A 23,123-nucleotide genomic window follows, 5' to 3' on the forward strand; every position below is an offset into this window, starting at 1 on the left:
CCGCGTTGCTTTCCGGGACTCTGGCGGAACGGCCGGACTTGGGGTATGAAGGGCGCATGACCAGGGCGCAAGGGCAGGGACCCTCCAAGGTCCCCCTCATCGGCCAGTTCCGCTCCTACGACCGCACATGGCTGCGCGGCGATCTGATCGCCGGCGTCACGGTCGCGGCCCTGATCGTTCCGAAGAACCTGGGGTACGCGGGCATTGCCGGGATACCGCTGCAGAACGGCCTGTACGCCGCGGCTGCGGGAGCCATCGTCTATGCGGTCTTCGGCACGTGCCGGCAGATCTCGATGGGCCCGAGCTCGGGACTGGCGGCGGTGGCTGCGAGCGCCGTGCTCGCGGCAGGTATCACCGGCGAGCAGGACGTCGCCTCGTTCGTTGCGGGAATCACCCTCGCCTCCGGGATACTCTTCCTGCTTCTGGCCGTCCTCAAGATGGGCTGGATCGCGCAGTTCCTCTCCCGGGCCGTGGTCACCGGCTTCCTCTTCGGCGCGGCGATCGACGTCGTGATCGGCGAGCTTCCCAAGCTCACCGGGACCGAGGTCACCGGCTCGAACCCGATCCAGGAGCTGTGGTCATGGCTGGGCACCCTGGGCGAGGCGCATCAGGCAACCGTGGTGGTTGGCGTCATCGCGCTCGCCGTCGTCTTCGGACTGAAGGCCATCGCGCCGAGAGTTCCCGGCGCCCTGGTGCTGGTAGTGGGCGGCCTGCTGGCGGCGGCCCTGTTCGATCTCGGCGCCAAGGGCGTGGCTCTCGTGGGTGACGTCCCCAGGGGGCTGCCCTCACTTCAGGTCCCGAACGGCCAGCTGATGTGGGATCACGCGGCCACCGTGGCGCTCGCGGCGGTGGCGCTGGTCCTGATCGGCTTCTCGCAGACCGCCGGGGATGCACGGGCGTTCGCCGCCAAGCACCGCTACCAGATCGACATCAACCAGGAATCCATCGCCCAGTCGCTGGCCAACATCGCCGCGGGGCTCTTCAAAGGGATGCCGGTCTCGACGAGCCTGTCCGCGAGCTCGCTGAACGACCACTCCGGGGCGAAGACCGGCCTGGCCTCCCTCACCTCCGGCGTCACCGTGCTGCTCACGCTGCTCTTCCTGGCGCCACTGTTCTCGATCCTGCCGAAGCCGGTACTGGCGGCGCTGATCATCGAGGCTGTCGTCATGGGCATGATGAACGTCCCGGAGATGCGCCGCCTGGCCCGGGTGCAGAAGTTCGATTTTTGGATTGCGGTCGCGGCGATCGCGGGCACCCTCATCTTCGGCGTCCTGGCGGGCGTGATTATCGGGATCGGGCTCTCGCTCATCTGGCTCGTCCGGGTCGCCACCCACCCGGAGATGCCGTCCCTGGGCCGCGAGCCCGGCACCCAGGTCTTCCGCGAAGCCGCTGAGCACCCCGGCGATGAGGTGATTCCCGGGGTTGCCGTGATCCGGTTCGACGGCGGACTCTTCTTCGCCACCGCCGATGCCCTCGAGGACCGGTTGCGGGACGTTATCCGGTCAACGCCCGGGATCACGGGGATCGTGCTCGACTGCGGGGGGATCAACTTCGTCGACTCCCAGGGGGTCGCGAAGATGGCGGACATTGCGGACCTTGCCCGCGAGTCCGACGTCAACCTGCGCCTGACCCGGCTGAAGCCCGCGGTTCGGGCGGTGCTGGAGCGCGACGGCGTGATCGAGCGCATCGGGGCGGACATGATCCATGGCAACATCCACCGGGCCGTGCAGGCGGAGCAGGCGCGGCAGGAGGCAGCACAGAACGGCCCGGACGCCGGCTAGAAGCAACGCGGGGTCACTTCCGGCCCATCAGGACCGCCGGGATGGGCCGGGAGTGACCCCGCGTTGCTTGTGGTGCCGAGCTGACGGGGGAGCTACTCGCCGGTGCCGGCCGGGATCCCGTAGCGGTGCTCGGGCCGGCCGGTGGTGCCGTAGCGCAGCTGGATGTCGACGGCGCCGTCGTCCGCGAGCGAGGACAGGTACCGCTGGGCGGTGGCCCGGGAAACGCCCACCCGGGCGGCGACGTCGGCGGCGGAGTACTGCTCGCCGGGAACCAGGGATTCCAGCACCGCGGCCTCGGTGGCCGAGCGGGGACGCGCCGACGCGACGACGTCGCCCGGGACCAAGGCCCGCTTGGCGCGTTCCACCGTCTCCTGGTTGACGGAGCCCGGCTGCGCCAGGATCCGTCGGTAGCGCGCATAGGAGCGCAGCTGCTGTGACAGGGCCTCGGCCGTGAACGGCTTGAGCAGGTAGCCCAATGCCCCGCGGCGGAATGCGAGCCGGAGCGAGGCCGGGTCCGAGGCAGCGCTCAGGATCACGGTGTCCACGTCCAGCTGGTGCAGCAGGTCCAGCCCCGAAGCGTCCGGGAGGTAGACGTCCAGCAGCACCAGGTCCGGGCGCAGGCTGTGGATGGCCTGCAGCGCCTGCGACGCCGATCCGGCCGGCGGCAGCGCCAGGAATCCGGCCACCGAATCCACATAGGCGGCATGCAGCTTGGCGACGTGGAAATCATCATCGACAATCAGCACCCTAAAATCCTCAGGCATCGTTGTCCTTTCCGCTTGGTTCAGTTGGTTCCGCCGTCGTCCCCGCGCCTGTCGTCCCCGGCAGGGTGGCGACGAACACGGCGCCCGGGCCGCCCGGGGAACCGGGGTCCAGCACCCGCACGTCGCCGCCGCGGCGCCGCGCGAGCTGCCGGGACAGCGCCAGCCCCAGGCCCTGCCCGGCGCCTGCCCGCGCGGGGCGTTCCGACGTCGTATAGCCTTCCGCGAACACTGCCTCGGCCTCCGCTGATGTCATCCCGGCGCCCAGGCCGTCGCCGGAATCGGCGACCACAATGTGAAGCGTGCCGGCGCCGCCGTCGACGCCGGGCTCGTCCAGCACCTCCACCTCCACCCAGCGCTCGGCGGCAGAACCGGCGACGGCGGCGTTCACGGCGTTGTCGATCAGGTTCCCCAGGACGGTGGTGACATCCTGCGGTTCGGTGACGTTGCCGCGGACCAGGGACTCCGGGCCGAGGCGGAGGCTCACGCCGCGCTCGTCCGCCTCGACGCCCTTGGCGCCGAGGAAGGCCTGCAGATAGGGATCCTGGAGCAGCTCGGCCTGGTCCACCGGGAACGTCAGCGGCCCCGTGGCCGCCAGCCGGGCCAGATAGTCCTTGGCCTGCTGGGGCTGGCCGATGCTCATGAACCCGGCGATCGTGTGCAGCTGGTTGGCGAACTCATGGCGCTGCGCCCGCAAGGCGGCGGACATGGTGCCGACGGCGTCGAGCTGGCGGGTCAGCTGCTGCAGCTCGGTCCGGTCGCGCAGCATCACCACCCAGCCCAGATCCTCGCGGCGGTGCAGGGCCTTGCGGGCGCTCGCCACCAGGACCCGGCCGCCGGCGACGAGTTCCACGGCGTCGCCCTCGGCCGCGTCGGCCCGGGTCAGGGCTTTGAGCTGGGCCGGCACCGGCGCGTCGGCCCACATCGTGCCCGCGAGGTCGGGAGCACCGAGCAGCCGCTGGGCGGCGGCGTTGAACACGCTGACCCTGCCGTCGGCCGAAACGCCGATCACGCCGTCGTCGACGCCCTGCAGCACGGCCACCTGGTCGTGCACGAGGGTGCTGATCTCTTCGGGCTCGAGCCCGAGCGTCAGCCGCTGGAGCCGCCGCCGCAGCAGAAACGAGGCCAGCACGCCGGCGAGCAGGGCGCCCGCGGCCGTGACGGCGATGGGGATGATGTCCCGGGCCAGGCTTTGGCTGATCGATTCGGTGGAGTACCCCACGCTCACCTCACCCACTACTGCCGTGGAGCCCGGGGCGAAGACCGGGACTTTGGCTCCGGCGGACGGTCCCAGCGTGCCCGTGTTGCGCGTGGTGACCTCCCTGCCGGCGAGGGCCTCCGAGGGGTCGGTGCTGACCTTTTCGCCGAGCCGTTCCGCGTCCGGGTGCGCCAGGCGGATGCCGGTCTCGTCCGTGATGACCACGAACAGCGCCCCGGTGCGGGCGCGGGCACCCTCCGCGGCCGCCATCAACGGACCGGCCAGCAGCTCGGGCGCCGGGGGAGCGGCGGGAAGGACGCTGATGGACTGGACCTCTGCCCGCACGGACGGATCCGAGGCCACCGTCCGGGCCAGGGTCAGCGCCTGGCTCTCCGCCTCGCGGCCCAGCCGATCGTACGTCAGCCAGGCGTGGACGGCACTGCTCAGAAGCACCACCAGCGCCACGACGCCGAGCTGCAGGAGCAGCGTCTGGGTGGAAAAGCGCAGGGCCGGCAGAGCTGTGCGGCGCTTCATCGGGCTCCTGCCTGGTGGTTTGTACTGGGTTAAACGATCGTGAGCAAAATGCGCAAAATGCGTCCAATAAGCAGTATGCCAATCAATTGAGCCAAAGGCCCAGCCGTGACGGACGCCACTCTAACGTCTGTAGTGCGCATCACACCGGAGTGGTGTCATTCAAAGAAGAAGGAGCCGGCCGTGCTGGTATTACTAGGATTCGCCATGATCGCGGTATTCATGGTGCTGATCATGACGAAGAAGTTGACGCCCGTGCTGGCGCTCATCATCGTCCCCACAATTTTCGGTCTTTTCGCCGGCGCGGGCCTCGGCATCGGCCCCATGGTCATGGATTCCATGAAGTCCATGACCTCCACTGCGGCGCTGCTGATGTTCGCGATCATCTACTTCGGCCTGATGATCGACGTCGGACTCTTTGACCCGCTGGTCCGGTTCATCCTGCGCAAGCTCGGCAACGACCCCGCCAAGGTGGTCCTCGGCACCGCCATCCTCGCCGCGGCCGTGTCCCTCGACGGCGACGGCTCCACCACCTTCATCCTCACCACCGCGGCCATGCTGCCGGTCTACCTGCGGCTCAAGATGAGCCCCGTCGTCCTGACCTGCGTCGCCGGCCTCGCCAACGGCACCATGAACATCCTGCCCTGGGGCGGCCCCACCGCCCGCGCCGCCACCGCGCTGAAGCTCGACGTCAACGATGTCTTCGTGCCCATGGTCCCGTCCCTCATCGCGGGCCTCATCGTGGTGCTGGTCTTCTCCTGGCTGCTCGGCCTGCAGGAACGCAACCGCCTCCGCAGCACCGCCCCCGAGATCTGGGGTACGGACGATGCCCTGAAGTTCGACGGCGGCGCCTCCGACGGCGGCAGCGGCACCGGCCGCTCCGGCCGCTTTGGCTTCGGCACCAAGGTTTCCGGCCCCAAGGTTTCCGGCCCCAAGGTTTCCGGCCCCGCCGGCGGAACGGCCGCCGTCGTAAGCCCCGCAACCGGCGGTTCCGCGGTTGCGGTGTTGGAACGCACCGAGGACCTCGTCGACGACCGCGACTCCGCCATGGCCGACACCGCCCTGGACCCCAACCGCAAGACCCTGCGTCCCAAACTGTTCTGGTTCAACCTTGGCCTGACGGTCGCGGTCATGGCGACGCTCGTCGCCAACGTCGTTCCGCTGCCGTTCGTCTTCATGGTGGGCTCCGCCATCGCCCTGCTGGTCAACTTCCCCAAGGTCAAGGACCAGGGTGCCCAGCTGATCGCCCACGCTCCCTCGATCGTCGCCGTCGTCAGCATGGTCATGGCCGCCGCGGTCCTGACTGGCGTCCTCAACGGCACGGGCATGGTCAAGGCCATGTCGGAATGGCTCGTCCAGATCATTCCAGCGGACATGGGGCCGTTCATGGCCATCATCACCGGCGTCCTGAGCATCCCGATGACGTTCTTCATGAGCAACGACGCCTTCTACTTCGGCGTCCTCCCCGTCCTCAGCGAAACGGCAGCCCACTACGGTGTCAGCGCCGCCGACATGGCCCGCGCCTCCATCACCGGCCAGCCCTTCCACCTGCAGAGCCCCCTGGTCCCGGCCATCCTGCTCCTGGTCTCCCTGGCCAAGGTGGACCTCGGCGACCACCACAAGAAGGTCCTCTGGCGCACGGCCGTCATCTCCCTGGTCATGCTGGGAGTAGGAGCGGCAACCGGAGCCATCGGCATCGGCTGACCGCCACAAGCAACGCGGGGTCACTTACGGCCCATCCGGAGGCCCGGGATGGACCGTAAGTGACCCCGCGTTGCTTGTCGTTGTAGGGGATGGGGCAGGGAAGTAACAGCATGCGAACCCACGTAGACTGGGACGGAAAATAATCCGAACTTGCAGGGGAGATCCATGGCTGCGATCAACCGCGACGACGTCGCGCATCTCGCGCGTCTCGCGCACATCGAGATGAGTGCTGAAGAGCTCGACAGGATGGCCGGCGAACTCGCCGTCATCGTCGAATCCGTGAAGTCCGTCAGTGAAGCTGCCGGTGACGACGTCCCGGCGACGTCGCACCCGATTCCGCTGACCAACGTGTTCCGCGAGGACGTCGTGGGACACACGTTCACGGCCGAGCAGTCCCTCTCCGGTGCCCCCGACGCGTACGAAGGCCGCTTCAAGGTCCCGGCAATCCTGGATGAGGACTAAGACCCATGACTGAGAACAACGAACTGATCCGCCTCTCCGCCGCCGCGCTCGCCGACAAGCTGGCCGCCCGCGAAGTCACCTCCGTCGAGGTCACCCAGGCCTACCTGGACCGGATCGCCGCCGTCGACCCCAAGGTCCACGCCTTCCTGCACGTCAACACCGACGAGGCCCTCGCCGTCGCCGCCGAAGTGGACGCGATCCGCGCCGCCGGGGGCGCCGCCGCCGAGGAACTTCACGCCCTCGCCGGCGTGCCGATCGCGGTCAAGGACCTGATCGTCACCATCGGCCAGCCCACCACGGCCGGCTCGAAGATCCTCGAAGGCTGGTACAGCCCCTACGACGCCACCGTCGTCGAGCGCCTCCGCGCCGCGAAGATGCCGATCCTGGGCAAAACCAACCTGGACGAATTCGCCATGGGCTCCTCCACGGAGCACTCCGCGTACGGTCCCACCCGCAACCCGTGGGACCTGGACCGCATCCCCGGCGGCTCGGGCGGCGGCTCCGCTGCCGCCGTCGCGGCCTTCGAAGCCCCGCTGGCCCTCGGCACGGACACCGGCGGGTCCATCCGTCAGCCCGGCGCCGTCACCGGAACCGTCGGGGTCAAGCCCACCTACGGCGGCGTGTCCCGCTACGGCGCCATCGCCATGGCCTCCTCGCTGGACCAGATCGGCCCGGTCTCACGCACCGTGCTGGACTCGGCCCTGCTGCACCAGGTGATCGGCGGGCACGATCCCCGCGACTCCACCTCCCTGCCGGATCCGCTCGAGGACCTCGTCGCCGCGGCCCGCACCGGCAACGTCCAGGGCATGAAGATCGGCATCATCAAGGAACTCCACGGCGAGGGCTACCAGGCCGGGGTCGAGAACCGCTTCAACGAGTCCCTCGAACTGCTCAAGGGCGCCGGCGCCGAAATCGTCGAGGTCTCCTGCCCCAACTTCAAGTACGCCCTGGGCGCCTACTACCTGATCATGCCCTCGGAAGCCTCCTCCAACCTGGCCAAGTTCGACGGCGTCCGGTACGGCCTGCGGGTCCTGCCCGAAGAAGGACCGCTGACGATCGAACGCGTCATGGGCGCCACCCGCGCCGCCGGCTTCGGCGACGAGGTCAAGCGCCGCATCATCCTCGGCACCTACGCCCTGAGCGCCGGCTACTACGACGCCTACTACGGCTCGGCCCAGAAGGTTCGCACCCTGATCCAGCGCGACTTCGAGGCCGCATTCGCCAAGGCGGACGTGCTGATTTCCCCGACGGCGCCCACCACCGCGTTCAAGCTCGGCGAGAAGCTCAACGACCCGCTGGCGATGTACCTCAACGACGTCGCCACCATCCCCGCCAACATGGCAGGCGTCCCCGGGCTCTCCCTGCCCGGCGGCCTGGCCGACGAGGACGGGCTGCCCGTGGGCATCCAGCTGCTGGCGCCGGCCCGCCAGGACGCCCGGCTGTACCGGGTAGGCGCTGTCCTGGAATCCCTGCTCGAGGCTCAGTGGGGCGGACCGCTGCTGGACAAGGCTCCTTCACTGACCGATTCTGCACCGGCGGCTGCTTCACTGACCGATTCTGCACCGGCGGCTGCTACTGGCGCCCCCGCGAGCCACGGAGGTTCACACTGATGACTGATGCAACCCTGAGCTTCGAAGAGGCCATGGACAAGTACGATCCCGTCCTGGGCTTCGAGGTCCACGTGGAGCTCAACACCAAGACCAAGATGTTCTCCTCCGCGCCGAACGTCTTCGGCGACGAGCCGAACACCAACGTCAACGAGGTGGACCTCGGCATGCCCGGCGTGCTGCCCGTGGTGAACAAGACCGCGATCGAGTCCTCGATCAAGATCGGCCTTGCCCTGAACTGCAAGATCGCCGAGACCTGCCGCTTCGCCCGGAAGAACTACTTCTACCCGGACACCCCGAAGAACTTCCAGACCTCCCAGTACGACGAACCCATCGCATACGACGGCTACCTGGACATCGAACTCTCCGACGGCACGATCTTCCGGGTCGAGATCGAGCGCGCTCACATGGAGGAGGACGCCGGCAAGCTGACCCACATGGGCGGCGCCACCGGCCGCATCCAGGGCGCGGACTACTCCCTCGTGGACTACAACCGTTCCGGCGTGCCGCTGGTCGAGATCGTCACCAAACCGATCGAGGGCGCCGGCAGCCGCGCCCCCGAACTCGCCAAGGCCTACGTCGCCGCCGTCCGCGAAATCGTCAAGAACCTGGGCGTCTCGGACGCCAAGATGGAACGCGGCAACGTCCGCTGCGACGCCAACGTCTCGCTGCGCCCGCACGGCCGCGAACGCTTCGGCATCCGCTCGGAAACCAAGAACGTCAACTCGCTGCGCGCCGTCGAACACGCCGTCCGCTACGAGATCCAGCGGCACGCCGCCGTCCTGGACTCCGGCGAGCCGGTCATCCAGGAAACCCGGCACTGGCACGAGGACACCCGGACCACGACGTCGGGCCGGGCCAAGTCCGACGCCGACGACTACCGCTACTTCCCGGAACCGGACCTGGTCCCGATCACCGCCTCCCGCGAATGGGTCGAAGAGCTGCGGGCCACCCTGCCCGAGCCGCCGGCCGCACGCCGCAAGCGCCTGCAGGCCGACTGGGGCTACTCGGACCTGGAGTTCCGCGACGTCGTCAACGCCGGCGTCATGGACGAGATCGAGGAAACCATCGCCGCCGGCGCCACCCCCACGGTGGCCCGCAAGTGGTGGATGGGCGAGATCGTCGGCCGGGCCAAGAACGCCGACGTCGATCCCGGCCAGCTCGGCGTCAAGCCTGCCACCATCGTGGAACTGAACCAGATGGTCGAGGACGGCAAGATCAACAACAAGATGGCCGCCGAGGTCCTGGACGGCGTGCTCGCCGGCGAGGGCACCCCGGCGGAGATCGTCGAGAAGCGCGGCCTCGCCGTGGTCTCCGACGATGCCCCGCTGCTCGAAGCCATCGACGCCGCACTCGCCGCCCAGCCCGACGTCGCGGACAAGATCCGCGGCGGCAAGCTCCAGGCGATCGGCGCGATCGTCGGCGGCGTCATGAAGGCCACCCGCGGGCAGGCCGACGCCGGCCGCGTCCGCGAGCTGATCCTTCAGCGCCTCGGCGTCGAAGGCTAGGTCGCACCCCCGCCCAACTGACTCGCAGCAGGGGCCGTTTTGAGCGCTCTAAACGGCCCCTGCTGCGAGTTACTTGGGTGAACCGGCTTACTTGGGTGAACCGACCAAATCGGTCATGATGGTCTGCAGCGCTTCGCAGACCATCATGACCGATGTTCGTTTAAGGTTCTCCGGCCGGGCCAGGACGTCGATCCGGCGCCGGGTGCTGATGCCCTCCAGCGGCCGCAGCACAATGTCCGGGTTCAACACCGGCCGCGCGGTGTACCGGGGCAGCAGGCCGATCACGCCGCCGGCCGCCACGAGCGCCGCCACGGTGGAGTAGTCGTTGATGCGGTGCACAATGTTCAGTTCCCGGCTGGAGACCGCCGCGACGGCGGACAGCACGTCCGCGGGGGAGTACCCGGCGCGGCTCGTCACCCACGGTTCGCCGACGACGTCATCCGCCGTCACCGCGCGCTGGCCGGCCAGCCGGTGCCCGGCCGGCAGCGCCACGTCCAGCGGCTCATGCGCGAGCGGGATCACCGCGACGCGCTCCTCGGGCCAGCGCGGGCTGTGATCCATCCGGTGCGCCAGCACGAGGTCATACCGCGCCGTCAGGGCCGGGAAATCCTGCTGGGCCACATCTTCGTCGGAGAGCAGGATCCGAGGCCGGCCCGGACCGTCCAGCAGCCGGGCCAGCGGCGCGAACAGCGCCTGCCCGGCGCTGTGGAACCCGCTGAGCGTCACCGGCGCAACGGGCGAGCCGTGATAGGCGCCGATCGCCATCTTCGCATCCGCCATCGCGCTGACGACGGCGGCGCCGGCGTCCGCGAGAACCTGGCCTGCCTCGGTGAGCACCAGGTTCCGGCCCTCCTTCCGGGTCAACGGAACCTCCACGGTCTTCTGCAGCGCGGCCAGCTGCTGGGACACGGCCGAGGGCGTCACGAGGAGGGTTTCGGCGACGGCCTTGACGCTGCCCAGGGCGCCGAGCTCGCGCAGCATCTCCAGTTGGTGGATTTCCATGCCAGCCATTCTATGCAACAGCAATTTCTAAATCGTCGATTGAGAAAAATTCGGTTGTGCTAATGCTTTGTGGTGGGTCTAATGGGGTGAGTTGTCCCACACGCCCGCGCCGCGCGGCGGAATTGAACGCGCGGAGCAAAACGCGGAGAACGCGGGACAAAAACAACGCGGGACACAACACGGAACAAGAACCACAGAGCACAGTTAGGAAGGCCCATGAAGGCTCTCTACAAGGCCGGCGCCCACGCAGGGTTCGAGCTCGTTGACCGCCCCGAGCCGGAGACAGGTCCGGGCGACGTCAAGATCCGCGTCATGACCACCGGCATCTGCGGCACGGACCTGCACATCCAGTCCTGGGACGCGTGGGCGCAGGGCATCATCAACGCCCCGCTGATCGCCGGCCACGAGTTCTACGGCGAGGTCGTCGAAATCGGCGAGGACGTCCTGGACGTCAAGGTCGGGAACCGGGTTTCCGGTGAAGGCCACATCGTCTGCGGGATCTGCCGCAACTGCCGCGCCGGCCGCAAGCAGATGTGCATCAACACCGTCAGCGTCGGCGTCCAGCGCGACGGCGCCTTCGCCGAGTATGTGGTGATCCCCGAGACCAACGTCTGGGTGCACCAGGATCCCTCCGTCACGCCCGAGCTGGGCGCCATCTTCGACCCCTTCGGCAACGCCGTCCACACCGCCCTGAGCTTCCCGCTCGTCGGCGAGGACGTCCTGATCACCGGTGCCGGCCCCATCGGGCTCATGGCGATCGCCGTCGCCCGGCACGCCGGCGCCCGCAAGATCGCCATCACCGACGTCTCTGCCCCCCGGCTGGAACTGGCCCGGAAGCTCGGCGTCGACCTCGCGATCGACGTCTCCAAGATGCGGGTCAGGGACGCCCAGCGGGAACTTGGCATGCGCGAAGGCTTCGACATCGGCATGGAAATGTCGGGACACCCCACCGCCCTGCCTGAGATGATCGACAACATGAACCACGGCGGCCGGATCGCGATGCTGGGACTGCCCAGCCAGTCCATCGACATCGACTGGGGCAAGGTGGTCACGCACATGCTCACCATGAAGGGCATCTACGGCCGCGAAATGTTCGAGACCTGGTACGCGATGAGCGCGATGCTCTCCTCCAACCCGGTCCTGCACGCCAACATCTCCGCCGTCGTCACGGACACGCTGCCCGCCACCGACTGGGAAAAGGGCTTCGAGGTGGCCCGCGCCGGTGTGGGCGGCAAGGTGGTCCTGGACTGGACCGTTTTCTAGGCCCGCCCTCCGGGGCACCCTCCCAACCGCCCGTCCGAACGATCTCCCAAACCAGGCAAATTGCCCCCGCATCCAACCAGCTGAGGAGCCAACCCATGTATTCAGCCATCAAGGACCAGCTGCAGCACGAACTCGACGAGATCCGCAGCGCCGGACTGTTCAAGACCGAGCGGCACATCGACTCGCCGCAGGCCAACCACATCAAGGCCGGACAGATCGGCGAGTCCAGCGCCGACGTCCTGAACTTCTGCGCCAACAACTACCTCGGCCTCGCCGACCACCCGGACATCATCGCCGCCGCCAAGGACGCCATGGACTCTCGCGGCTTCGGCATGGCCAGCGTGCGCTTCATCTGCGGCACCCAGGACCTGCACCTGGCGCTGGAGCAGCGCGTCGCGGCGTTCCTCGGCACCGAGGACACCATCCTGTTCTCCAGCTGCTTCGACGCCAACGGCGGCGTGTTCGAGTCCCTGTTCGGCCCGGAAGACGCCGTCATCTCCGATGCGCTGAACCACGCCTCCATCATTGACGGCATCCGGCTCTGCAAGGCCCAGCGCTTCCGCTACGCCAACCAGGACATGGCGGACCTGGAATCCAAGCTGATCGAGGCCACCACGCAGGAGAACCCGGCCCGCCGCAAGATCATCGTCACCGACGGCGTCTTCTCGATGGATGGCTTCCTGGCCCCGCTCGAGGCGATCTGCGACCTCGCCGAAAAGTACGACGCCATGGTCATGGTGGACGACTCCCACGCGGTTGGCTTCATGGGCGCCACCGGTGCAGGCACCCCGGAACACGCCGGCGTCTCGGACCGTGTTGACATCTACACCGGCACCTTCGGCAAGGCCTTGGGCGGCGCCTCCGGCGGCTATGTCTCCGGCCGCCGCGAGGTCATCGCCATGCTCCGCCAGAAGGCCCGCCCCTACCTGTTCTCCAACTCGCTGGCCCCCGCCATCGTCGCGGCCACGCTCAAGGCCCTGGACCTCGTGGAGAGCTCCGGAGACCTGCGCAGCAAGCTCTTCACCAACGCCGAACTCTTCCGGAACCGCATGAGCGAGGAGGGCTTTGAACTGCTCCCCGGCGAGCACGCCATTGTTCCCGTGATGTTCGGCGATGCCGTCATGGCGGCCAAGGTGGCCGACGCCATGCTCCACCACGGCGTCTTCGTCACGGCGTTCAGCTACCCGGTGGTGCCCAAGGGTGCGGCCAGGATCCGCGTGCAGCTCTCCGCCGCGCACAGCGCCGAAGACGTCGAGGCGTGCGTGCAGGCGTTCGTGAGCAGCCGCGCTGCCGTCGCAGCGGCCTAAGGCGGATCCCCGAGGCCGGGCCCCACTTCAGCATGGGGTCCGGCCTTCTTTTCAGCACGGGTCCGGCCTTGCTGGTTTATCCCAGCTTCCTCCGCTGACTTGTCCGCGGGACGTGCCCAGGTCCGGCAGCGAGGACTGGACATAATGCCACTATGTCCACCTGCCACGATCAACGGAGGGCATGTCCCGGGCCGGCGCGCGGCAACGGGGGACATGTCCAGACGTGCGCACCAGGGAAGGGCATGTCCCGGGCCGGCGCGCGGCAACGGGGGACATGTCCAGACGTGCGCACCAGGGAAGGGCATGTCCCGGGCCGGCGCGCGGCAACGGGGGACATGTCCATCGGTGCGGAGCGTGGATACGGCAGGTCAGCGATTTTCGAACGATCCATCGGCGCGTGTGTCGGCTGCTGCGGCGCAGTTCGCCCCGGTGGAGGTGTCGGCGCGGCGTGACGCGAGTATCTGCAAGGATGGAGCCATGTCAGCAACTTACGATGTCGTGATTGTCGGCGGCGGTATCGCCGGCCTGTCCCTAGCCTCCACCCTGGCCGGGAAATGCAGCGTGGCCCTGGTCGAAGCCGAACAGACCCTGGCATACCACACCTCGGCCCGCTCGGCCCGGCAGCTGATCCCCAGCTACGGCCCTCCCGTGGTCCAGGAACTCACCGTCCGGACGCTTGAGCTCATCGCCGCGCAGGACGCCGAACGTCCGGAACCGGTGCTCACGCCGCGCGGCTTCATGCTGATCGGCGACGACGCCACCGTCCGGGCCGAGGCCAGCGGCCACATGCAACGGATCACCCACGCCGAGGCAATGGAACTGTGCCCGGTCCTGGTCCCGGACTCCTTCAGCGCCGCCGGCCTGGACACGGGATCCTTCGCCTGCAACGCTCCGGTCCTGCTCGAGGACCACCGCCGGCGGGCCGAAGCCGGCGGCGTAGAGATCATCACCGGCGCGAGGGTCCATTCGGCCCAGCGCCTGGGATCCGGCTGGGAACTCGGCGCCGGTCAGGAAGGCTTCCAGGCCGCCGTCGTGGTCAATGCGGCCGGGGCCTGGGCGGACGAACTCGCCGTCCTCAGCGGCGTCGAGAAACTCGGCCTCCAGCCGTACCGCCGCACCGCCGCGATCGTCGACGTCGGCCATCCCCTCCCGGCCGACTGCCCCATGGTGGCGGCGGCCGATGAAAGCTTCTACTTCCGGCCCGACGACGGCCAGGTCCTGATCTCGCCCTCGGAACACGTCCCGAGCGGCCCCGGGGACGCCCGGCCCTACCCCGGGGACATCGAACGGCTCGTCGAACGGCTCAACACGATCACGACGCTCGGGATCCGCGACGTCCGCAAGGCCTGGACCGGGCTGCGGACGGAAGCGGCCGACGGCGTCCCGGTGGTGGGATTCGACGCCGAGGCTTCGGGATTCTTCTGGCTCGCCGGTCAGGGCGGCTACGGTTTCCAGACCTCCTCCGGCATCGCGGAACTGGCGGCCGGGCTGATTCTGGCGGGGCAGGGCCCCGGCGCTTCGGTCACGGCGGTGTCTCCGATGCGGGACGCCAGTCCGGCATCCCGGACAGTGGAGGCGCTGGCGGCGACCCGTTGGTCCATCCGGCGCTGAAGAATGGTTCCATGAGCACCCTGATCACCAATATCGCCGAACTCATGACCCAGGACGCGGAGCACCGCGTCCTCCGCGACGCGGCCGTGGTGATCGAGGGGGAGCGAATTTCCTGGCTTGGATCCGCGGCCGGGGCCCCGGCCGCCGATGAGGCCGTGGACGCCGGCGGCCGGGCGCTCCTGCCGGGCTGGGTTGACTCGCACACCCACCTGATCTTCGCGGGGGACCGCACGGCCGAGTTCGAGGCCCGGATGGCGGGGGAGAGCTACAGTGCCGGCGGGATCGCCGTCACCACAGGCGCGACCCGGAGCACGAGCGACTTCGACCTCACCCGGCTGGCGATGGGCCGGGTCGCGGAGGCCGTCTCGCAGGGCACCACCTACCTGGAGACCAAGACGGGCTACGGCCTGGACCTCGAAAACGAGGCCCGCAGCGCCCGCATCGCCTCCACCGTGGCGGACGAGGTCACCTATCTGGGGGCGCACCTCGTGCCCGCAGGCATGGACGCGGAGGAATACACGGAACTGGTGTGCGGGCCGATGCTCGCCGCCGTCCTGCCCTACGTCCGCTGGGCCGACGTGTTCTGCGAGCAGGGCGCCTTCAACGAGGACCAGTCCCGCCGGGTGCTGCAGGCCTGCAGGGACGCCGGCCTGGGGCTGCGCGTCCACGGAAACCAGCTCGGCGAGGGCCCCGGCGTCCGGCTGGCCGTGGAATTCGGCGCCGCGAGCGTGGACCACGTGAACTACCTGTCGGCCGCGGACATCGACGCGCTGGCCGCCAGCTGGTCCGGCTGGGACGGCGCCGGCGGCGGCTCCCGGACGACTGGCTCCCGCGGAACCGGGCAGCGCGGCACGGTCGCCACGTGCCTGCCGGCCTGCGACCTCTCCACACGCCAGCCGCTGGCGCCCGGCCGGGAACTGCTCGACGCCGGTGTCCAGATCGCTCTGGCGTCCAACTGCAACCCGGGGACGTCCTACACGAGCTCGATGGCGTTCTGCGTCACCACCGCCGTGCTGCAGATGCGGCTCAGCGTCCACGAGGCTGTCCGGGCGGCCACCTTCGGCGGCGCGCTGGCCCTCGGTCGGGAGTCCGGGAACGACGTCGACGGCGAACGCGCGGTGGGCTCGATCGCCGTCGGACACCGCGCGGACCTGCACCTGCTCAACGCGCCGTCGGCGACGCACCTGGCTTACCGGCCCGGCATCCCCCTGACGCACGCCGTGTGGCGGGCGGGCGTCCGCGCCCGCTGACTCTGCTTTCGCCGACTTAGCCCAGGAGGTAACCGTGGTCAGGCTGTTGGAGGAACTGGGCTTCGCTCTCGATCAGCTGTGGGCCCAGCGCCGGGGGCCGGCCGGCCTGGCCCGGCGCCAGGCCGCCCGGCTGGCGGAGATCGTTGCTCACGCCCGGACCAGCTCGCCCTTCTACCGGCGCCTCTACCGGGATGTGAAGGCCGCCCGGCCCGCCGACGGCGTTGTCCTGCCGGAGCTGCCACCGGTTACCAAACAGGAGCTCATGGCCAACTTCGATGACTGGGTCACCGATCCCGCCGTCACCCGGGACGGAGTCGAGGCCTTCATCGCCGACCCGTCCCTGGTCGGAACGCCCTACCTGGGCCGGTACTTCGTCTGCACATCGTCGGGCACCACCGGGCACCCCGGTATCTTCGTGCACGATCCCCGTTCCCTCGCGGTCTCCCAGGCCTTCACCCTCCGCATCGACCTGGCCTGGCTGTCGCCCGTTGAGCTGCTGGCCGTGGCCCGCCGCGGGTTGCGCTGGGCGGCCGTTGTGGGCACTGGCGGACACTATGCGGGGGCGGGCTGGGTGCAATGGCAGGTCCGGCGAAGTTGGTGGCGCCGGCGCGCGTTCCGGGCCTTTCCGGTGCAACAGCCGCTGGCGCAGCTCGTGGCGGCCCTCAACGACTTCGACCCCTCAGCTGTCACCGGCTACCCGAGCGCCCTTGCGCTGCTCGCCGAGGAGCAAGCGGCCGGCCGGCTCCGCCTGAAACCCGTGGTGGTGGAGCTGGCAGGTGAGTCCAGCGGGCCGGAAGTGCGGGCCCGCATCGCGGAGGCGTTTGGAGGTTCACTTCACGATGCCTACGCGGCCTCCGAGTTCACACCGCTCGCGTTCGACTGCCCCCGCGGCTGGCTGCACGTCAACAGCGACTGGGCCATCCTGGAGCCGGTCGACGCGGACTACCGGTCCACGCCCCCGGGGGAGCCGTCCCACACCGTGCTACTGACCAACCTCGCAAACCGGGTCCAGCCGCGAATCCGCTACGACCTCGGGGACTCAGTGCTGGCCAAGGCCGGTCCGTGCGAATGCGGCAACCCGCTGCCCGCCATCCGGGTCGCCGGCCGCCGTGACGACGTTCTCCGGCTCCTCGCCGCCGACGGGACCGCGGTCCTGATTCTTCCGCTCGCCATCGGGTCCGTCGTCGACGATACGCCCGGATTGCACCGCAGCCAGCTGGTTCAGACGGGACCGGCAACCATCCGCCTCCGGCTCGAACCGGAACCCGGCGCCGATGCCGGGGCGGTGTGGCGCACGGCCTCCGCGAGGCTGTCGGAGTACCTCGCCGGGCTGGAACTGGGGAACGTCGACGTCGTCCGCGCGGCCGAGCCGCCGGAACAGAGCGGCACGAGCGGGAAGTTCCGGCAGGTGATCGCCCGGGTTCCGGACTGAAACTCAGCAGCTAGAAAAACATCGGCGGCGCGTCGAGGACGGTTTCGTCCACGCGCCTCTTTTCCCACTGCGTGAACGGCTTGTCGAGCTCGTACTTGCCGCGCGCGGTGCGCAGCAGGGTGCGGACCTCGGCGTTCTCCGGGTTGTTCAAGGACTCGAAGTACTCCACTGACCAGTGGAACCAGCGCATGCAGAACAGCCGCATGGTCAGCCCGTGGGTCACGAACAGCGCGTTCGGCGCATAGCCGGGCTTGGACCAGTGCCGGTGCAGGGTTTCCATGAATGAGGAAATCCGGTCGTACACGTCGGAGCCGGACTCGCCCTCGCGGAAGCGGTAGAAGAAGTGCCCGTAGGCGTTGCGGAGCTCCTTCTGGTCCTCGATGTCACCGGCGATCTGGAAGTTGGCCCAGTCCTGCTCCCGCAGCCGCGGCTCCTCGATCACCCGCTCCACGAGCGGACCGAGGTTGAGCGCTTCAAGGGTCTGGTAGGCGCGCAGGTACGGGGAGACATAGACGCACACCGGGCGGCCGTCGAGCTGGCGCCGGACCTCGTCTCCGGCCGCCGTCGCCTGCTCCAGGCCCAGCGGGGTCAGCGGAATCCGGTAGTCCGGAACACGGTTGTAGATCGAGGTATCGGCATTGGCGGCGGACTGGCCGTGCCGGATCATGATGATTTTCCGGGGCGCACTCATAATCCCCAAGCATAGGGCTCCCGAAAGCCGGTGCCACCGGCGGGACCGGCATGGCCGGCGCCAGCCAAAGGACCAGCAAACTCTCGGCAACTGCAGGCAAGATAGGAGCATGCTGGTTCCCTCCCGCCGTCGGCTGCGGTTCGAAATGTTGATTGTCCTGGGTCTGTCGCTCGGACAGTCCGCGGTCTACTCCGTGGTGCAGCTGATGGACAAGATGACCCGGGCCCCGCTGGCCCAGGGGACGTCAACCCTGAACCGGTCGCAGAGCCCGCGGGAATATTTCGACCTCACCTACCAGCTCCTGGACATCGTCTTCGCACTGGTGCCGGTGGCCCTGGTGATCTACTTCCTCACCGAACACTGGCCGGCCGGGGAGCGCGGGACCTCGGCGTTCCGAAAGCTAGGCTTCGATTTCGCCCGGCCCGGCAAGGACCTCCTGCAGGGGCTGGGGCTGGCCGCGGCCATCGGCATTCCGTCCCTGGGGCTCTACGCCGCCGGCCGGGCCATGGGAATCACGACGACGATCATCCCCAGCGCGCTGGACGCGTACTGGTGGACCGTGCCGGTCCTGGTCCTGTCCGCGATCCGCCACGGGATCGTCGAGGAAGTGATTGTGGTGGGCTACCTGCTGGACCGGCTCGGGAAGCTCGGCTGGAGCACTCCGGCGGCGATCGCCGCCAGCGCCCTGCTCCGCGGCAGCTACCACCTGTACCAGGGGTTCGGCCCGTTCATCGGCAATGCCGTGATGGGCGTTGTCTTCGCCCTCGTCTACACCCGGACCAAGCGCGTGATGCCGCTCGTGATCGCCCACGCCATCCTGGACACCGTCGCGTTCGTGGGGTTCAGCCTGTTCGGCAAGGCCGTGGGCCTGGGCTGAGCCGCCCACAAAGCAACGCGGGGTCACTTGCGGCCCGTCCGGAGCGCCTGGACGGGCCGCAAGTGACCCCGCGTTGCTTGTTGGGCCCGGAGAGCCGGTGACCCGGGCTTTGAAAAGATCCGGGCTTTGAAAGATCCGGGCTTTAAAAAGATATCGGCCGCCATCTAAGGGTGACATCGTTGGCACCCTTAGATGGCGGCCGAAGTGTGGGGCAGGTGGAGCGTTAGATCGTGACTGCCCCGGAGGCGGTCTCGAAGGTGACGGAGAGGATGCCGGGCGTGCCGTGCGGCGCGATCCAGTTGACCGCGACGTCCTCCAGCGGCTTCTCCACCGGTTCGCCCAGCCATTCCGTCACGCGCTCTGCCGAACCGGCAATGGTCAGCGCGGACATCTTGACATCGCTCGCGTAGGCGTTGGAGGGGTGAAGCTCCGGGTTGCCCTCCCACTTGAGCATGTAGGGCACTTGGGGGTCGGCGATAAGGCCGAGGATGCCGATCTGCTTCCAGACCAGCTCGCGGCCGTCGGGGAACTTCCTGTTGCCGTTCACGGCCGAGCGGCCGAGACGCTCCTCGAACGGGGCGAGGTCGTCCACTTCGACGCACCAGCCCATCCAGCCGCCGCCGGCTTCGGAGCGGGCCCGGACTGCCTGTCCGAAGGGCGCCTTGTCCGACGCCGGGTGGTTCAGTACCTCTACGACTTCCAGGTACTTGTGTCCCGCGAGCGGGATAATCATGTTGCGTGTCCCGAAACGGGGGTGCACTCCACCCTTCACGGCTTCGACGCCGAGGGCAGACGCAATACGTTCAGTGGTGGCTGCCAAGCCATCGTGTTCACAGGCGTAAGAGACGTGATCCATGCGCATGCCATCATCTTGGCACTTTGTGATGCGGCTCTCAGCTTAGGCTTGCCTTACCGTCATAGGATGTCATGGCCGCGCCTTCCGCGGCGTTCCGGACGGCGCCATCACCGCACACGGGCCCGTCCGCTTCATGTTCGTCACAAAGCTATCCAGCGGCCTGCCGCCATTCCTACACTGAATCAAGGTCATGAGTGCCAGCGCACAGCCCCGGCTTGCTGGCCGGCAACCCTCGTATCGCGGTGGGGTGCCCCGGGTGAAGACCCGGCCGTCCGGCGCCCGCCGGAGGGCAAGCGCGGCGCCTGTGCCGGTCCGGGCCGATGGCCCTGGACGGTGCTGTGCCCGGTCCCTTGAGGAGCATCAATGTCCACTGCCTGGTCCTTCGAAACCCGCCAGATCCATGCCGGCCAGGAGGCGGACTCCGCCACCGGCGCGCGGTCCCTCCCGATCTACCAGACGACGTCGTTCGTGTTCCCCAGCGCCGAGAGCGCCGCGAACCGCTTCGCGCTCGCCGAGCTCGCCCCCATCTACACCCGGATCGGCAACCCCACCCAGGACGCCGTGGAGCAGCGCGTGGCCAGCCTTGAAGGCGGCCTCGCGGCCCTGCTGCTAAGCTCCGGCCAGGCCGCCGAAACCTTCGCGATCCTCAACGTCGCCGAAGCCGGGGACCACGTGGTGGCCAGCCCCAGCCTCTACGGCGGAACCTACAACCTGCTCGCCCACACGCTGAAGAAGTTCGGCATCTCCGTGACCTTCGTTGCGGACCCGGACAACCTGGACCACTGGCGGGACGCCGTCCAGCCCAACACCAAGCTGTTCTTCGGAGAAGTGGTCTCCAACCCCCGCCAGGACGTGCTCGACATCGAGGGCATCTCCAAGGTCGCCCATGAGGCCGGCGTTCCCCTGATCGTGGACAACACCCTGTCCACCCCCTACCTCATCCGTCCCATCGAGTGGGGCGCGGACATCGTGGTTCACTCCGCCACCAAGTACCTCGGCGGCCACGGCGCGGCGATCGCCGGGGTGATCGTGGATTCGGGCAACTTCGACTTCGGCAAGGACCCCGGGCGGTTCCCCGGCTTCAACACCCCGGATCCCACCTACAACGGCCTGGTCTACGCCCGCGACCTCGGTGCGGACGGCGCCCTGGGGGCCAACCTCGCCTACATCCTCAAGGCCCGCGTCCAGCTCCTGCGCGACCTCGGCTCGGCGGTGTCCCCGTTCAACGCCTTCCTCATCGCCCAGGGCATTGAGACACTCAGCCTGCGCGTCGAGCGGCACGTGGCCAACGCCACCAAGGTGGCGCAATGGCTGGAGGCCAGGGACGACGTCGAATCGGTCGCCTACGCCGGGCTGCCGTCCAGCCCGTGGTACGAGCGCGGGCGCAAGTACGGGCCCAAGGGGACCGGCGCCGTCGTCGCGTTCAATATCGCCGGGGGAGCCGAGGCCGGCAAGCGGTTCGTCGATGCCCTCGAACTGCACTCGCACGTCGCGAACATCGGCGACGTCCGATCCCTGGTGATCCACCCGGCGTCGACCACCCACAGCCAGCTCTCGGCCGAGCAGCAGGCCGTGGCGGGCGTGACCCCGGGGCTGGTGCGGCTCTCGGTCGGCCTGGAACACATTGACGACATCCTCGCGGACCTCGACGCCGGATTCCGCGCGGCCAAGAGCGACTAGGTGTGCCGACGGCGCCGGCACTGTCCGTGAAAGGGGAGTGCCGGCGCCCGGCTGTCACATGGAAGTCACAATCTTCGTCATTTCCGCACCCTGTTTCGTACACTCGTACAAGGTCATGAGTGCCAGCGACAGCCCCGGCTTGCTGGCCGGCAACCCTCCTTTTGCGGCGGGGTGCCCCGGGTGAAGACCTGGCCTGCCGGTCAGCTGACGGCAGGCAAGCGCGAAGTTAGGTCCTCACATGACGATTGCCGTCACCCGCAGCGGTGAACCCGAAACCAAACAAGCCCGAAATTCCGGTACCGCCGGCAGCACTCCTGCCGGAAGTGCCCCGGGCAGCACTCCTGCCGGCAGTGCCCCGGGCGGTGCGTCCGCCGGAAGTGCCCCGGGCGGTGCGTCCGCCGGCATTGCGTCCCGCGTGCCGGACGGGACAGTCCAGCACGTCCGGATCGGTGACCTGCAGCTCGAATCCGGGGTCCCGCTGCCGGATGTCGTCCTCGCCTATGAGACGTGGGGAACCCTGAACGCGGATGCCTCCAACGCCGTCCTGATTGAACATGCCCTGACCGGGGACACCCATGTGACCCGCGGCGCCAGCGAGGAACCCGGCTGGTGGGAACAGCTGGCCGGACCCGGTGCTCCCGTGGACACGGACAAATACTTCGTCGTGTCGATCAACATCCTGGGCGGCTGCTACGGCTCCACGGGCCCTTCCACTCCGGCCCCCGACGGGCGCCCCTGGGGATCGCGCTTTCCGCTCGTCACGCTGCGGGACACCACCGCCGCCGAGGCGCGCCTGGCCGACGCCCTGGGCATCGGCAGCTGGTACGCGGTCGTGGGAGGCTCGCTCGGCGGCGCGCGCGCCCTGGAATGGGCCGTCACGTACCCGGGGCGGGTCCGGCGCTGCGCCGTGATTTCGGTCGGCGCCAGCAGCACCGCCGAACAGATCGCCTTTGCGCAGGCCCAGACCCTGGCCATCCGCCAGGACCCGCACTTCAACGGCGGCGACTACTACGGCGGCCCGGAACCCGAGGCCGGGCTGGCCCTGGCCCGCCGCATCGCGCACATCACCTACCGCTCCGCGGCCGAACTCGACGGCCGGTTCGGCCGCAACGCCCAGGAGTCCGAGGCGCCCCTGGAGGCAGGGTCGCTGGCCGGACGCGGCCGCTACCAGGTGGAAAGCTACCTCGACCACCAGGGCAACAAGCTGGTCCGGCGCTTCGATGCCAACAGCTACATCGCCATCACCGAGGCGCTCATGAGCCACGACGTCTGCCGCGGGCGCGGAAGCCTCCGCGAATCGCTGGCTCCGGCCACAGCTGAGTTCCTGGTGGCGGCCGTCGACTCGGACCGCCTGTACTTCCCGGCCCAGTCCCGGGCCCTGGCCGAGGCCCTGCCGGGCGGCGCCGACGTGCACATCATCGAGGCGCCGATCGGCCACGACGGCTTCCTGACCGAAATCGGCCAGCTTAGCGGCCAGCTTCGGGAGACCTTCTTCGGCCACTAGGCCCGGCCGCCGTGTGCGTTTTTGCAGATGCGCTCTGCACTAATGGCCGTTGAGGCCCAGGGCGGGAGCGTCCATACTCGTGGGGAATGACGCCGTGT

Annotated in this window: 18 protein-coding genes and 2 riboswitches; of the genes, 13 read left to right on the forward strand and 5 right to left on the reverse strand. The window is 68.7% G+C overall.

The annotated features are described in order from the left end of the window. Window positions 1-56 precede the first annotated feature (56 nt). A complete protein-coding gene (gene sulP / locus LDO15_RS06465) occupies window positions 57-1,781 on the forward strand; it encodes a sulfate permease (RefSeq protein WP_223985175.1) in 1,725 nt (574 codons plus the stop codon). 92 nt (window positions 1,782-1,873) lie between these two features. Here sulP and LDO15_RS06470 read toward each other — a convergent pair whose 3' ends face one another. Further along, window positions 1,874-2,545 carry a response regulator gene (locus tag LDO15_RS06470; protein WP_223985176.1) on the reverse strand — a complete coding sequence of 224 codons (672 nt, stop codon included), beginning with the start codon at window positions 2,543-2,545 and terminating at the stop codon, window positions 1,874-1,876. After that, window positions 2,538-4,274 (reverse strand): sensor histidine kinase, encoded by a 1,737-nt coding sequence (locus LDO15_RS06475; protein WP_223985177.1) that lies wholly within the window; start codon window positions 4,272-4,274, stop codon window positions 2,538-2,540. Before LDO15_RS06475 ends, LDO15_RS06470 begins: the two co-directional genes overlap by 8 nt. A 180-nt stretch (window positions 4,275-4,454) precedes the next feature. On the opposite strand from LDO15_RS06475, the gene LDO15_RS06480 reads away from it, so the two are divergent. The 4 genes from LDO15_RS06480 to gatB all read left to right on the forward strand — a co-directional run bounded on the left by LDO15_RS06480 (window position 4,455) and on the right by gatB (window position 9,552). Next, window positions 4,455-5,975, forward strand: coding sequence for an SLC13 family permease (locus LDO15_RS06480; RefSeq protein ID WP_223985178.1), 1,521 nt, complete (start codon window positions 4,455-4,457; stop codon window positions 5,973-5,975). A 165-nt stretch (window positions 5,976-6,140) separates the two neighbouring features. Beyond that, the gene (gene gatC / locus LDO15_RS06485) at window positions 6,141-6,437 is read left to right on the forward strand and encodes an Asp-tRNA(Asn)/Glu-tRNA(Gln) amidotransferase subunit GatC (RefSeq protein ID WP_011691167.1); all 297 of its coding nucleotides are present in this window, start codon (window positions 6,141-6,143) and stop codon (window positions 6,435-6,437) included. A gap of 5 nt (window positions 6,438-6,442) precedes the next feature. Continuing rightward, window positions 6,443-8,047, forward strand: coding sequence for an Asp-tRNA(Asn)/Glu-tRNA(Gln) amidotransferase subunit GatA (gene gatA / locus LDO15_RS06490; protein WP_223985179.1), 1,605 nt, complete (start codon window positions 6,443-6,445; stop codon window positions 8,045-8,047). Next, window positions 8,044-9,552 (forward strand): Asp-tRNA(Asn)/Glu-tRNA(Gln) amidotransferase subunit GatB, encoded by a 1,509-nt coding sequence (gatB, locus tag LDO15_RS06495; RefSeq protein WP_223987149.1) that lies wholly within the window; start codon window positions 8,044-8,046, stop codon window positions 9,550-9,552. Before gatA ends, gatB begins: the two co-directional genes overlap by 4 nt. Window positions 9,553-9,639: 87 nt before the next feature. On the opposite strand, the gene LDO15_RS06500 is transcribed toward gatB, so the two are convergent. Further along, entirely contained in the window at window positions 9,640-10,554 is a 915-nt protein-coding gene (locus LDO15_RS06500; protein ID WP_223985180.1) for a LysR family transcriptional regulator, read from the reverse strand. A 216-nt stretch (window positions 10,555-10,770) separates the two neighbouring features. Here LDO15_RS06500 and tdh point away from each other — a divergent pair, with 216 nt between their 5' ends. The 5 genes from tdh (at window position 10,771) to LDO15_RS06525 (ending at window position 17,417) form a co-directional block, all read left to right on the forward strand. After that, window positions 10,771-11,817 (forward strand): L-threonine 3-dehydrogenase, encoded by a 1,047-nt coding sequence (gene tdh, locus LDO15_RS06505; protein ID WP_223985181.1) that lies wholly within the window; start codon window positions 10,771-10,773, stop codon window positions 11,815-11,817. A 95-nt stretch (window positions 11,818-11,912) separates the two neighbouring features. After that, a complete protein-coding gene (locus tag LDO15_RS06510) occupies window positions 11,913-13,124 on the forward strand; it encodes a glycine C-acetyltransferase (protein ID WP_223985183.1) in 1,212 nt (403 codons plus the stop codon). Between the two features lie 477 nt (window positions 13,125-13,601). Beyond that, on the forward strand, window positions 13,602-14,735 hold the full coding sequence (locus tag LDO15_RS06515; RefSeq protein WP_223985185.1) for an FAD-dependent oxidoreductase: 1,134 nt from the start codon (window positions 13,602-13,604) through the stop codon (window positions 14,733-14,735). An 11-nt stretch (window positions 14,736-14,746) separates the two neighbouring features. Next, entirely contained in the window at window positions 14,747-15,985 is a 1,239-nt protein-coding gene (locus LDO15_RS06520; RefSeq protein ID WP_223985187.1) for an amidohydrolase family protein, read from the forward strand. A 34-nt stretch (window positions 15,986-16,019) separates the two neighbouring features. After that, window positions 16,020-17,417: a phenylacetate--CoA ligase family protein gene (locus tag LDO15_RS06525; protein WP_223985190.1), complete on the forward strand. Its 1,398-nt coding sequence runs from the start codon at window positions 16,020-16,022 to the stop codon at window positions 17,415-17,417. A gap of 10 nt (window positions 17,418-17,427) precedes the next feature. On the opposite strand, the gene LDO15_RS06530 is transcribed toward LDO15_RS06525, so the two are convergent. Next, window positions 17,428-18,108 (reverse strand): histidine phosphatase family protein, encoded by a 681-nt coding sequence (locus LDO15_RS06530; protein WP_223985194.1) that lies wholly within the window; start codon window positions 18,106-18,108, stop codon window positions 17,428-17,430. A 109-nt stretch (window positions 18,109-18,217) separates the two neighbouring features. Here LDO15_RS06530 and LDO15_RS06535 point away from each other — a divergent pair, with 109 nt between their 5' ends. Next, the gene (locus LDO15_RS06535) at window positions 18,218-18,985 is read left to right on the forward strand and encodes a type II CAAX endopeptidase family protein (RefSeq protein WP_223985197.1); all 768 of its coding nucleotides are present in this window, start codon (window positions 18,218-18,220) and stop codon (window positions 18,983-18,985) included. A 223-nt stretch (window positions 18,986-19,208) separates the two neighbouring features. Here LDO15_RS06535 and LDO15_RS06540 read toward each other — a convergent pair whose 3' ends face one another. After that, a complete protein-coding gene (locus LDO15_RS06540; RefSeq protein ID WP_223985200.1) occupies window positions 19,209-19,847 on the reverse strand; it encodes a VOC family protein in 639 nt (212 codons plus the stop codon). A 180-nt stretch (window positions 19,848-20,027) separates the two neighbouring features. After that, a riboswitch (SAM riboswitch) is annotated at window positions 20,028-20,143 on the forward strand. 61 nt (window positions 20,144-20,204) lie between these two features. On the opposite strand from LDO15_RS06540, the gene LDO15_RS06545 reads away from it, so the two are divergent. Both LDO15_RS06545 and LDO15_RS06550 read left to right on the forward strand, forming a co-directional pair. After that, the gene (locus LDO15_RS06545; protein ID WP_223985202.1) at window positions 20,205-21,521 is read left to right on the forward strand and encodes a bifunctional o-acetylhomoserine/o-acetylserine sulfhydrylase; all 1,317 of its coding nucleotides are present in this window, start codon (window positions 20,205-20,207) and stop codon (window positions 21,519-21,521) included. Between the two features lie 111 nt (window positions 21,522-21,632). Then, window positions 21,633-21,748, forward strand: a riboswitch (SAM riboswitch). Between the two features lie 11 nt (window positions 21,749-21,759). Further along, window positions 21,760-23,025 (forward strand): homoserine O-acetyltransferase, encoded by a 1,266-nt coding sequence (locus LDO15_RS06550; protein WP_223985204.1) that lies wholly within the window; start codon window positions 21,760-21,762, stop codon window positions 23,023-23,025. Window positions 23,026-23,123: the final 98 nt, after the last annotated feature.

Source organism: Arthrobacter sp. NicSoilB8, assembly GCF_019977355.1.
Classification (GTDB): Bacteria; Actinomycetota; Actinomycetes; order Actinomycetales; family Micrococcaceae; genus Arthrobacter.